Origin of the sequence: Arthrobacter sp. B6 (assembly GCF_001663775.1) — a bacterium.
Classification (GTDB): Bacteria; Actinomycetota; Actinomycetes; order Actinomycetales; family Micrococcaceae; genus Arthrobacter.
Genome location: NZ_KV467168.1, coordinates 1696444 through 1709410 on the forward strand (window position 1 = coordinate 1696444; position 12967 = coordinate 1709410).

General features: G+C 67.4%; 9 protein-coding genes. 7 read left to right on the forward strand and 2 right to left on the reverse strand.

Translation table 11 applies throughout. The features are described 5' to 3' along the window. Window positions 1-366 precede the first annotated feature (366 nt). Both AU175_RS07330 and AU175_RS07335 read right to left on the reverse strand, forming a co-directional pair. Window positions 367-1146, reverse strand: a complete 780-nt coding sequence (locus tag AU175_RS07330) for a type 1 glutamine amidotransferase domain-containing protein (RefSeq protein WP_066287077.1) — start codon at window positions 1144-1146, stop codon at window positions 367-369. Between the two features lie 175 nt (window positions 1147-1321). Then, window positions 1322-1666 (reverse strand): hypothetical protein, encoded by a 345-nt coding sequence (locus tag AU175_RS07335; protein ID WP_066287080.1) that lies wholly within the window; start codon window positions 1664-1666, stop codon window positions 1322-1324. 201 nt (window positions 1667-1867) lie between these two features. Here AU175_RS07335 and AU175_RS07340 point away from each other — a divergent pair, with 201 nt between their 5' ends. From AU175_RS07340 to AU175_RS07375, 7 genes are all read left to right on the forward strand, one after another. After that, window positions 1868-2950, forward strand: a complete 1083-nt coding sequence (locus tag AU175_RS07340; protein ID WP_082979048.1) for an NAD(P)H-dependent flavin oxidoreductase — start codon at window positions 1868-1870, stop codon at window positions 2948-2950. Between the two features lie 98 nt (window positions 2951-3048). Continuing rightward, window positions 3049-3669, forward strand: coding sequence for a hypothetical protein (locus AU175_RS07345; protein WP_066287081.1), 621 nt, complete (start codon window positions 3049-3051; stop codon window positions 3667-3669). Between the two features lie 87 nt (window positions 3670-3756). Beyond that, complete coding sequence (locus AU175_RS07350; RefSeq protein ID WP_066287083.1) at window positions 3757-4503, forward strand: YcnI family copper-binding membrane protein; 747 nt, start codon at window positions 3757-3759, stop codon at window positions 4501-4503. 125 nt (window positions 4504-4628) lie between these two features. Further along, entirely contained in the window at window positions 4629-5252 is a 624-nt protein-coding gene (locus tag AU175_RS21260) for a DUF4232 domain-containing protein (protein ID WP_082979049.1), read from the forward strand. A gap of 119 nt (window positions 5253-5371) precedes the next feature. Beyond that, entirely contained in the window at window positions 5372-6913 is a 1542-nt protein-coding gene (locus AU175_RS07365) for an FAD-dependent oxidoreductase (protein WP_066287087.1), read from the forward strand. Between the two features lie 101 nt (window positions 6914-7014). After that, entirely contained in the window at window positions 7015-12132 is a 5118-nt protein-coding gene (locus AU175_RS07370; RefSeq protein ID WP_066287088.1) for an ATP-dependent helicase, read from the forward strand. Next, window positions 12125-12955, forward strand: a complete 831-nt coding sequence (locus AU175_RS07375; RefSeq protein WP_066287090.1) for an Fpg/Nei family DNA glycosylase — start codon at window positions 12125-12127, stop codon at window positions 12953-12955. Before AU175_RS07370 ends, AU175_RS07375 begins: the two co-directional genes overlap by 8 nt. Window positions 12956-12967: the final 12 nt, after the last annotated feature.

Here is a 12967-nt window from a genome sequence, read left to right on the forward strand (position 1 = left end):
TCAGCGCAGCAGGAAAGAAGCACACCAACACGACTAGCCAGAAGCCCTCTAGGAGCCAGCGGGGACTGTCTAAATAGCACCCGCCACCAGCGCGCAGTCAGGGCCCGGGGCCATTCCCCACCGGGCAGGCGGCGCTGAAATGCCTCTACCTCGCCACCCGGGCACAGACCCCAAGGCAAAGGAAGGGCACGATGGGCGACGAAATTCCCGCGATGCCCTGCGCTCAGTACCCCGGGAGAACGGCGCAGTCCGACCTGCGCTGCACAGTGTCTTTGCGTTGCACAGTGTCTTTGCCGGGTCACGTACGGCGACTGGCGGCCTCCCCATCCATTCGGGGCTGCCGCCAGCTTCAGTGCGTTGCGGGCGTTAGTGCTCGGTGCCTGCCGCGGCAGCCTTCTTGGCGTTCTTCTCGGCGTCCTTCTCGGCGCGCAGAGCTTCGGCCTCGTGCTGTTCCTCGGCTTTTTCCTGGTGGATGACCTCTGCGAAGAGCTTCTCCATCTCCTTGGCCACGCCGGCGGCGGAGGCCGGGTTCTGGCCGGTCACCAGCCGATCGTCAACCACGACCTTCTCCTCAAAGACATCAGCGGAGACATGGGTAGCGCCCTGCTCTTCAAGCCGGTCAGCCAGAAAGAACGGGATAACCTTGTCCTTCCCTGCGGCAACCTCCTCGTCGTTGGTGAAGGCGGCCACCTTCCGGCCCTCGACAAGGCGAAGCCCGTTGGCAAGTTCCACGTTCAGCAGACCGGCCGGTCCGTGGCAGACCGCGCCCACCAAACCACCGGCGTTGTACACGCTGGCCACCAGCTTCTGCAAGCCTTCGCTGTCCGGGAAGTCCCACATCGTGCCGTGGCCGCCCACGAGGAAGAGGGCGTCGTATTGTTCGGGATCAACGACGTCGACGCGGGCAGTGTTGTAGAGACCGGCGCGTGTCGCCTCGTCCTCCGTGAAGGCAACCTGGATGGGATCCTCTGAGTCCACCTCGTCGCGCGGGGGCTGGCCGCCTTGGATGGACGCAAAGTCGACGAAATGCCCGGAATCCTTGAAGACCTTCCAGGGATGTGCAGCTTCGGCCACGTTGTAGCCGGTCTTTTCTCCGGTATCGCCGATCTCGGAAACGCTGGTCAGTACCATGAGGATTTTCTTCATGAAGTATTCCTTTCGTCCAACTTCCACCCTACGCCCAGCCCAATTCGGCCCCCTTGCCGTCTACAGGTTCAAATCCCGCCGTCGCCGCCACATGGAGAGGCCCCTGTTTCCTTCCTCGGAAGGAAACAGGGGCCTCTGCCTTGCCCGGACTCCAGTTCGTCAGAGAGCCCGGCGCCTAAAGCTTGTCCGTTTTGTCCTCGCCCTTATGGCCGCTGCCGCGGAGGTTTTCCTGGACCTTGCCGAAGAGATCCTTAATGGTGGTCTCGGCGCTTGTAATGGGGTCCAACGGCACATAGACGTTGTGGGTGAGGGGAAGGTCGTACTCATCCTTCAGGTGTGTTCCGCCCGCCACTCCATCCAAGGACAGGTAAACCATCGCGTCGGTCCGGGCGATGCCTGCGATCTTGCCGAAGACGATCGTAAAATCGTTCGACTGAAAGCTCACGGTGTGGCCGATATGCGAACGGTCCAATTCACCCGCGGGAACCGCCTTCTCCGATTGGCTTCCGTTGTACTCCATCAGGTTCTCCTCAAGGTCGCCTACATCTACGCCAGCAGTCTAGCCCTGCCCCATCAGACGGTACATAGCCCATTGGATGCCTGCACTAACCTCCGCGGCAAGGCAGGTGGATCCCTGCCCGCCGCGCGGGTTGATTGGGTCCCGGCACCAAGCACTGCGAGACTTGATCCTGAAACCGCCCGTGACTCGAGGAGCCAGCCAATGACGCCCGCGCGCCGCACTTCCGCCCAGCCAGACCGCATCACGGAACTGTTCGGCACGGACGTTCCGGTGGTCCTGGGCCCTTTCGGCGGCGTGTCGTCCGTGGCGTTGACAGCAGCCGTGAGCGACGGCGGCGGGCTGGGTTCTTACGGCCTGTACGGCTATGGCGCCAACGCCATCCGAAACACTGCGGCTGAACTGAAGAAGGCCACGGCCAAGCCGTTTGCCCTGAACCTCTGGGTCCCAACGGGCGACGAAATCAGCGACCTCCCCCCGAAGGACTTCAACAACTACGTCGAAACTCTCCGGCCCTACTTCGACGAAGTAGGCGTGCCCGTTCCGGAAATGCCTGACCGCTACCTGCCCGATTTCGGGGAGCAGGTGGAGGCCACGCTGGAGGCGCGTCCCGCCGTCGTCAGCTTTGTGTTTGGCGTGCCCGCTCCGGACGTCGTTAAGGAGGCGCACCGGCGCGGAATCGTGGTGGTGGGCACCGCCACCACCGTTGCGGAGGCCGTTGCCTTGGAGGCCGGCGGCGTTGATGCCGTGGTTGCCAGCGGAATGGAGTCCGGCGGACACCGTGTGTCGTTCCTGAAGCCCGCAGAGGAGTCGCTCATCGGCACGTTCGCCCTGGTGCCGCAGGTGGCTGACGCTGTCAGCATTCCGGTGATCGCCGCCGGCGGCATCGCGGACCGCCGCGGCTACGCTGCCGCGCTGGCCCTCGGTGCCGACGCTGTCCAGGTCGGCTCGGCTTTTCTGGCCACGCGGGAGTCGGCCGCAGTTCCGGCGTACCGTGCAGTCCTCCACAGCCCTGCAGCGGCCGAAACCGTGCTGACGCGGACCCTCAGCGGACGTCTGGCCCGCGGCATCCCCAACCGCATCATCACCGAACTCTCCGATGCCGGCGTAACGGCTCCATTTCCGATCCAGAACTGGCTCACCGGTCGCTTCCGTCCCCAAGCCGCCGCCCAGGGAAACACCGAACTCATGTCACTGTGGGCTGGCCAGGCAGCACCTTTGATCCGCCACGACTCCGCTGCGGACGTCCTGGCAGAACTGCTCGCCGGCGTTCCCGGCTCCGCATAAGGCACAACCGGACCCCCGGTAGAATCTAAAGGTCGCGCCGGCCCCAGCGCCGCACAGTAGCGCAGCCGATAAAGTCACCAAAGAACGAGGGAGGACCCGTGCGGACGCACCATGCCCGGACCCCCTTCCATTTCCTTCGCGCCGCGTCGGTGTCTGCCGGAATCCTGGCCCTCGCTGCCGGCGCCCACGTCCTGGGCGGCGGAGATCTCCCCGCCCCGGGGATCCTGCTGGCGGTGCTGGCACTCACGGCGCTCGCGGCCACAACCGCCACCCGCCTGAAACTCAATGCCGCAGCAATGGCCGCCGTACTCGGCGCCGGACAGGTTGTACTCCACGAAGTCTTCACGGCTTTCAGCGCTCCAGGCCTCGCGGCCGGCGCGGTGGAAGCCGATGTCCACCATTCTTCCGGCGCAACCTCCCCCGTTACCGGATCAACCGCGCACCTTCATGCAATGGATTCCGCCGAAGGAACGCTGATGCTGGTGGCGCACATTGTGGCCACGGCAGCGTGCGCCCTGCTCCTCGCCAAAGGCGAGGATGCCCTCTGGGCACTCGCCGCCTGGCTCAGGCCGCTGGTCCGGCTTCCGGAGGCGATAGCGTCCGACGCCGTTGCGGCACCGTCGGTACCCGGCCCACCGCCGGTTTCCCCGTTGAGTCCCTGGCGGAACCTCAGGCAGGACAGCCGGCGCGGCCCGCCTTCCGCCGTCGTGCTTCCCTGACTCTGCCCGACACCGGACACCAGGTGGCGGGCCTTAACCCGTACTCCGCACGCCCTTAACCGGCGCGTGCGCCCGAAAGGCAAACCCATGACCAGCTCCACCCTTCGCCGCAGCCTCACCACCGCGGCCGCCGCTGCCGGAACCGCGGCAATCCTGCTCACCGCCGCCACCGGCGCCTCGGCCCACGTCGGAGTCACTCCAGACAAAACGTCCGCCAACTCCTATGCCCTTTTGACCTTCGGCATCCCGCACGGCTGCGAGGAGTCAGGAACCACAAAGGTGACCATCACCCTGCCGGCCGAGCTCAACGACGCCCAGCCCACCGTCAATCCCAACTGGACGGTGGAAAAAGTGACGGAACAGCTCGCTGCACCGAAGAAGCTGGCAGACGGCACGTCCATCACCAAGCGCACCAGCCAGATCGTCTACACGGCCAAGGCGCCGCTGGCACACGATCTGCGCGATGCCGTGGTGCTGTCGATGAAACTGCCCGACGCAGCCGGCACAACGCTCTATTTCCCCACCCTGCAGACCTGCGAAGAGGGTCAGACAGACTGGTCGGAGATCGCCAAGGACGGCCAGGACCCGCACGCGCTGAAGGCTCCCGCACCGTCCATCACCGTCACCGAACCGGCCGGCGCTGATGGCCACGCCCATGCCTCCGACACGGCGGGGCACACCACAGAGCATGCCTCTGCGCTGCCGTTCAGCGGCGCCGAGGCCCGCAGCTGGTCCGCCCTGGCCGCCGGCGTGGGCGGACTGGCGCTGGGTGGAGTGGCGCTCGCCCGCAGCGGTGCAACGCGGAAGCAGGAAGCGGCGACGCCCAACCGGTAACTGCCCCTCCAATAGTCCCCTGGTCCAGCGATTTGATGCCCGGATGATCACGATCCGGGCATCAAATCGGTGCACCTGCACGTGGCATCATTGACTCCTGTCACAGCAGCCACAATGGTTGAGCCATGAGGTCTCAACTTTTGTTCCAGGGGTTTGTCATGACGACGGCGGCTGCTGCGGCGGCACTGCTGCTCACCGCCTGCGGTCCAAGCCAGCCGCAGGCGCAGGAAACCACGGCACCCGTCACTTCCTCTGCCAGCCCCGCCATTTCCTCGGCAGCGCCAAGCACGTCCGCGCCGCCGTCGAGCGCTTCTCCGACGACGGCAGGGCCGGCACTGTGCAAGGCTGCCACCCTGTCCGCCGCCACCGATCCCACTGGGGGCGGGGCCGCGGGCAGCGTATACATGACGCTCCTGCTGACCAATACCGGCACTGAGCCCTGCGTGCTCAAGGGATATGCCGGTGTCTCCCTCACGGCAGACGCCAACGGAGCCCCCATCGGGGCGCCCGCCAAACGCGACGAGGCCACACCCGTCACTGACGTCCTGCTATCCCCCGGCCAGGCCGGCGCCGCTGTGCTGCGCTACACGCAGGCGGGCAACTACACGGACTGCAACATCGTGCCTGCTGCCGGATACCGCATCTATCCGCCGGAGGACACGGCATCCCTGTTCCTGGCTCAGCCCACGCAGGCCTGCAGCAACGCGGCGGTAGGTTTGCTGACGATCGGCGCCTTCCAGGCCTCCTAGGGACCCCAATTCCCGGCATCATAAGTACACTTATCATTGTCGGGGACCCTCAAATCCGTTGTCGGTCCCGTCATTGGCTGCCTTAAGCGGCCAGCAGACCGGAAGCAGGGTGTGCTCGCATGACGTCGATTTGGTTGGACCGCAGGGAATCGTTCAGTTCCGACCCCTTCCAGCCCGGCAGTGCGTATGACACTGTAGTGGCGGGCGCAGGGCTGACGGGCCTGGTCACAGCGTTATTGCTCGCGAGGTCCGGACAACAGGTCCTCGTGCTGGAAGCCCGGCACCCGGGAGCGGTGACCACAGGCAACACCACGGCCAAGGTCAGCCTCCTGCAGGGAACTGTCCTGTCCGCCCTGGCACGGCAGTACTCGGCGAAGCAGGTTGGCGCCTACGTGGAGGCCAACCGGGAGGGCCAGGCCTGGTTGCTGCGCTACCTCGAGGAGCAGGGCGTGCCCTTCCAGCGCCGGGACGCCTATACCTACGCGGCAACGGCCCAGGGATCCGAACGGATCCGTGAGGAACTCACTGCCGCAGCCACCGCGGGCCTGGACGTTGACTTCGTGGGTGACCCGGGCCTTCCTTTCCCGGTGCAGGGAGCGCTGAAACTGGCTGACCAGGCCCAAATCAATCCCATGGACGTGCTCGACGCCCTGCTGGCGGACTTCCGCAGCCGCGGCGGAATGGTGGTGGGCGGCGCACGGCTGCGGGACGTCTCCGGGAGCGGCCCGTCCACAACAGTCCGGACGGACCGCGGCAACGTCACCGCCAGGCACGTCGTGATCGCCACCGGGACCCCTGTTCTGGACCGCGGCCTCTACTTCGCGAAGCTGAAACCGCTCCGTTCCTACGCCGCGGCGCTTGATTTGCCCACGGATCTGACGCCGCCACCGGGGATGTACCTCTCGGCTGAGGAGCCGACGCATTCGCTGCGCGACTACGAAGCCGACGGACGCAGGCTCCTGCTCGTCGGCGGACACGGCCACCACGTGGGGCGGACAACCTCGGAAAAGGCACACCTGGACGGACTGCTGAGCTGGGCCGGAACCCATTTCCCCGGGGCCACGCCCACCCACACCTGGTCCGCCCAGGACTACCAGGCCACCAACCTCATGCCGTTCTTTGGCACGATGCCGCGCGGGCGCGGCCGCATCCTGTTCGGCACGGGCTACAACAAGTGGGGCATGACGAATGCCGTGGCCGCGGCCCTGGGTATTTCCGCCGACATCCTGGGCGGCCAGCTCCCGTGGGCGGACACCATCCACCACCGGGTCACATCCCCGGCCGGCGCGCTCTCGGCCGTCAAACTCAACGCCCGGGTGGCTGCCAGGCTGGCCACAGGCTGGGGGAAGGTCGCGGCCGACAGGTCGGTGGCTGAGCGGGCTGAACCAGGGGCTCCGACAAGCTCCGCTCCCGGGGGCGCCCCGCCGGCCGACGGCGAAGGGAAGGTCTACCGCGACGGCAAGCGGCCGGTGGCAGTGTCCACCGTCGCCGGCACCACGTGCAAGCTCTCCGCCGTTTGCACCCACCTTGGCGGAATAGTCACCTGGAATGACAGCGAACTGACCTGGGACTGCCCGCTCCACGGCTCCCGTTTCAGCAGCGACGGACATCTCCTCGAAGGCCCCGCCACGAAGGACCTCCCTCGGGCAGACAAAGGTTGATCCCGCCGGCCGAAGGGGCCGGAGCCGGCGAATTTGGTCCTGGAGTTCCCTTGCCCGCCGGGGCCGGGGATCCTGTCGGTGGGGTAGGGCATGATGGAGGCATGGAGGAGAAGCAGCCGCCGGAAGCCGTTCCGGACGCCCTGTCCGGCACCCCCATGAGCCGGTTCAGCCGCCCCACCCGCGACTGGTTCCTTGGCGCCTTTTCGGAGCCCACTCCCGCCCAGGACGGCGCCTGGAACGCCATCTCTTCCGGCTCGCATGCACTGGTTGTGGCGCCCACCGGGTCCGGCAAGACCCTCGCGGCCTTCCTCTGGGCGCTGGACCGCCTGCTGGCTTCGGCGCCGGTGCCCGCTCCGGAACTGCCCGGCATGGACGCTCCCGCCGGGAAAGGCCGGCGCCCGCGGGCGCCCAAGCGCAAGACCCGCGTCCTGTACATCTCCCCGTTGAAGGCCCTCGGCGTCGACGTCGAACGGAACCTGCGCTCGCCCCTGATCGGCATCACGCAGACAGCCAAGCGGCTGGGACTGCCTGCCCCGCTGATCACCGTGGGGGTCAGGTCCGGGGACACCACGACGGCGGACCGCCGCGCGCTGCTCAGCAACCCGCCTGACATCCTCATCACCACGCCGGAATCGCTGTTCCTGATGCTGACGTCCAGGGCCCGCGAGACGCTGACGGAAGTGGACACCATCATCGTCGATGAGGTCCACGCCGTAGCCGGCAGCAAGCGGGGCGCCCATCTGGCCGTGTCCCTGGAACGGCTCGATGCCCTGCTCCCCAAACCCGCCCAGCGCATCGGGCTTTCGGCCACGGTTGAGCCGCGCGAACTGGTGGCCCAGTTCCTGGCCGGTTCCGCGCCGGTGGAGATCGTGGCGCCGCCGTCGCGCAAGAACTGGGACCTTACCGTCTCCGTTCCAGTGGAGGACATGTCTGATCTCCAGGGCGCGGCCGGTGCCTTCGATTCCGGGCCGGCATCCGGGCTGCAGCCGCAGGCGTCCATCTGGCCGCACGTGGAGGAGAAGATCGTTGACCTGGTGCTGGCCAACCAGTCCACGATTGTCTTTGCCAACTCCCGGCGCCTCGCGGAGCGGCTCACCGCACGGCTCAACGAAATCTACGCCGAGCGGCAGCTTGTGGCTGTCGGCGGCGGCTGGGGCGAATTCGAGGACGGCGCTCTGCTGCAGGCGGCCGCCGGTGCTCCCGCGTCCTCGGGTGTTCCGGCGGCCGCTGTTCCGGCATCCACGGCGACGCCGGCGCACATGATGGCGCAGGCCGGCAGCACCGCCGGTGCCGATGCGCTGCTTGCCCGCGCCCACCACGGCTCTGTCTCCAAGGACCAGCGTGCCCTGATTGAAGACGACCTCAAGTCCGGCCGGCTGCGGTGCGTCGTTGCAACCTCGTCCCTGGAACTCGGCATCGACATGGGCGCCGTGGACCTTGTGGTGCAGGTGGAATCACCGCCGTCTGTGGCCAGCGGCCTGCAAAGAGTGGGCCGGGCCGGCCACCAGGTGGGAGAAATCTCGCAGGGTGTGCTCTTTCCCAAGCACCGGGCCGATCTGGTCCACACTGCCATCACCGTGGAAAGGATGCTGGAAGGGAAGATCGAGCGCCTGTTTGTCCCTGCCAATCCGCTGGATATCCTTGCCCAGCAGACAGTCGCTGCCACGGCGCTGGGCAGCATCGATGTGGAGGAATGGTTCTCCACGGTCCGGCGTTCCGCACCTTTCGCGTCCCTCCCCCGCTCCGCTTTTGAGGCCACCCTGGATCTCCTGGCGGGCCGCTACCCCTCAGACGAGTTCGCCGAACTGCGGCCAAGGATCATCTGGGACCGTAACGCCGGCACCATCGAAGGCCGGCCCGGAGCCCAGCGGCTGGCTGTGACCTCGGGCGGCACCATCCCTGACCGGGGGCTGTTCGGCGTCTACATCATCGGGACCGAGGTTGAAGGTTCGGCCTCGCCTGCGGGTGACGGCAGGGCGTCCACCCCGTCCCCTGCCAAGGGCGGACGCCGCGTCGGCGAGCTTGACGAGGAGATGGTGTACGAGTCCCGGGTGGGCGATATCTTCGCCCTCGGTGCCACCAGCTGGAAAATCGAGGACATCACCCACGACCGCGTCCTCGTGTCGCCCGCCTTCGGCCAGCCCGGCAAGCTTCCGTTCTGGAAAGGCGACTCCCTCGGCAGGCCCGTCGACCTGGGCCGCGCGCTGGGCGCGTTCGTGCGGGAACTGTCCGCGTCCGACGTCGGGCCGGCCACCGACCGCTGCAAGGCCAGCGGCCTGGATGAATACGCCGCGAACAACCTGATCCAGTACCTGGGTGAGCAGAAGCTCGCCACCGAGGTGGTTCCCAACGACACCACACTGGTGGTGGAACGGTTCCACGACGAACTCGGCGACTGGCGGGTGATCCTGCACAGTCCCTTCGGCATGCCGGTGCACGCTCCGTGGGCTCTCGCCGTCGGGCAGCGCCTGAACCAGCGGTACGGACTGGATGGCTCCGCGATGGCCGCCGATGACGGCATTGTGCTCCGCGTTCCCATGATGGAGGACGAGCCGCCGGGTGCCGAGCTTTTCCTTTTTGACCCGGAGGAGCTGGAGCAGATTGTCACCGCCGAGGTGGGCGGCAGTGCCCTGTTTGCCTCGCGCTTCCGTGAGTGTGCCGCCCGCGCCCTGCTGCTCCCCCGCCAGACTCCCGGCAAGCGGCAGCCACTGTGGCAACAACGCCAGCGGTCTGCCCAGCTCCTGGACGTGGCGCGGAAGTACCCCACGTTTCCGATCGTGCTGGAAACTGTCCGCGAGTGCCTGCAGGACGTCTACGACCTCCCGGCTCTGAAGGACATTGCCGCGTCCGTGGAACGCCGTGAGCTGCGGATAGTGCAGACCACCACCCAGCAGCCGTCGCCCTTCGCCAAGTCCCTGCTGTTCGGGTACGTCGCGCAGTTCCTGTACGAGGGCGACTCCCCGCTGGCCGAACGCCGTGCCGCCGCCCTGGCACTGGACTCGACGCTCCTGAACGAGCTGCTGGGCCGGGTGGAACTCCGTGAACTGCTGGATGCAAGAGTCATTGAGGCCACCGAGCTTGAGCTCCAGCGCCTTGCCCCGGACCGGCGCGCCCGCGGAATGGAAGGCGTCGCCGACCTCCTCCGGCTCCTGGGTCCGCTGGCCACCGAGGAGGTTGCGGCGCGGCTGGAAGCGGCCTCGGTGGCTGAGCCTGCCGAAACGCATGTGGTTGAGCACGCCGAAACCCCGCATGCCGACACCGTGCTGGCGGCTTCCCACCTGGCCGCCCTGCAGCGGGCCAACCGTGCCATCAAAATCAACATCCGCGGAGCGGAGCGGTTTGCCGCCGTCGAAGACGCGGCACGGCTGCGCGATGCGATCGGTGTTCCGCTGCCGATGGGGGTGCCGCTGGCCTTCATCGAACCCGTGGCGGATCCGCTGGGTGATTTGGTGTCCCGTTATGCCCGCACCCATGGACCGTTCACGGCATCCGAGGCCGCGTCGCGGCTGGGGCTGGGCGTGGCTGTTGTCGGCACTGCGCTGAAGCGTCTCGCCGCGGACGGTCGCGTGGTGGAAGGCGAGTTCCGGCCACACGCCACTCCGGTTCGGGGCATCCCACCCGTGGACGAGCTACTGGATGAGGCCTCACCGGACGCCTTGGCCCCGACCGGCGCAAACACGGGCCATGCCGACCTGGAGCATCCCGATCCGGACGCTGCACGGACGGCGCTGGCCGTGCCGGCAGAACCAGTTCAGATGCATGTATCCCCGCCCACCAGCGAATGGTGCGACGCCGAAGTCCTCCGGAAGCTGCGCCGCCGGTCACTGGCAGCACTGCGCGCCGAGGTGGAGCCGGTGGACGCCGCAGCCTACGGGCGGTTCCTGCCCGCGTGGCAGCACGTCAGGACGCCAGGCACCGGCAGGGGGCAGCCTTCGCTGCGCGGACTGGACGGAATCGTTACCGCCATCGACCAACTCTCGGGGGTGCCCGTTCCGGCTTCGGCCTGGGAGCCGCTGGTGCTGGCCAGCAGGGTCTCCAACTACCAGCCAGCCATGCTGGATGAACTGATGGCTGCCGGGGAAGTTCTCTGGTCCGGCGCCGGTGGCCTCCCCGGAAACGACGGTTGGGTCAGCCTGCACCTGGCCGAATCCGCTGAACTGACGCTGAACCCCGCCATTGAATATGAACCCGGAAACGCACAGCAGCGGTTGCTGGAGCACCTCCGGAACAACGGTGGAGGCTATTTCTTCCGCCAGCTCACGGAGGTCGCCGGGGGCATGGACTCGGTGCTGAGCGACCAAGACGTGGTGTCGGCACTGTGGGACCTCGCGTGGGCAGGACGGATCACCGGGGACACGTTCGCGCCGGTGCGGGCCCTCATTGCCGGAGGTCATACGGCCCACCGCCAGGTTTCGAAGGCACCGCGGCTGCGTGCGCCCAGAATGAGCCGGCTTGGCCGGTCCCACGGCACCGGCCTCCTGGGTTCACCCGGCCTGAGCGGCGGCCGCTACGGCCCAGCGTCCGGAGCTGCGGCCACACCGCCAATGGCCGCGGGACGGTGGTCCGCCCTGCCCTCGCCCGAGCTGGATCCCACCATCCACGCCCGTGCCACTGCAGAGCTCCTGCTGGACCGTTACGGTGTTGTCACCCGGGGCTCGGTCATGGCCGAGCAGATCCTGGGCGGCTTCGGCCTGATGTACAAGGTCCTGGCCCGGCTGGAAGAGGCCGGCCGCTGCCGGCGCGGCTACTTCATCGAACATCTCGGGGCGGCGCAGTTCGCGGTCCCCGCAACCGTGGACCGGCTGCGCTCCTATTCCGAGGACACCCAGATCAAGAAGCCCGACCCCGTGGCACTGGCGCTTGCTGCCACCGATCCGGCCAATCCCTACGGGGCTGCGCTGCCCTGGCCTGCCCTCAATGAGGAGGCCGGAACCGGCCACCGGCCTGGGCGCAAGGCGGGTGCCTTGGTAGTGCTGGTGGATGGTGCCCTGGTCCTTTACGTGGAGCGCGGCGGGAAAACACTGTTGGCCTTCAGCGACGACGAATCCGTCCTGTCGGCCGCCGGCTCGGCGCTGGTGGGCGTGGTCACGCGGGGAGCCGTGGACAAGCTCATCATGGAGAAAGTCAACGGCCACGGCATCCTGGACACCCCGGTGGCAGCAGCACTGTCCGCGGCCGGGGCCTACTCCACCCCCAAAGGATTGAGGATCCGTGCCTGAGGGCGATTCCGTCTGGCGCGCCGCCCACCAGCTGCATAAGGCCCTGGCCGGGCAGACACTCACTGCGTCGGATTTCCGCGTCCCCCGGTTCGCTACCCTCAACCTGGCCGGCTGGACGGTAGAGGAAGTCATCCCACGGGGAAAGCACCTCCTCATGCGCGTCGCGGGTCCGGACCAGCAGAAACTCACTATCCATTCACACCTGAAAATGGAAGGCACCTGGCAGGTCTATCCGCCGGGCGGACGCTGGCGGAAGCCGGGATTCACCGCCCGGTGCGTCCTCCGCACGGCAGCGGCCGACGCCGTCGGATTCTCCCTGGGCATCGTGGAGGTGGTCCGCACCGCGGACGAGGCCACCATCGTGGGCCACCTGGGCCCGGACCTGCTGGGACCGGACTGGGACCCCGCCGAGGCGGAGCAGCGGATGCGTGCGGCGCCCGAGGTACCCATCGGCGTCGCCCTGCTGGACCAGCGCAACCTGGCGGGCATCGGTAACATCTACCGCTGCGAGGCGTGCTTCCTGTCCGGCGTGCACCCGGCGTCGCCGGTATCGGCCGTGGCCGACCTCCTGACCCTGATGACGGACGCCAAGCAGCTGCTCGAAGCCAACCTGGGACCGGGACGCCGGGTCACCATCCTCAATCCGCGCGGCATGCCCGTCGGGCGGATGGCGGGCCGACCGGGCTATTGGGTTTACCGGCGCGAACACCAGCCGTGCCTGAAGTGCGGGACTCCCATCCGCCGCGGCGTGCTGGGCAAACCCAACGGTGAAGAGGAACGGGACATCTATTTCTGCCCGAAGTGCCAGCCGGTCCTGGCATAAGTGCCCTGTTCT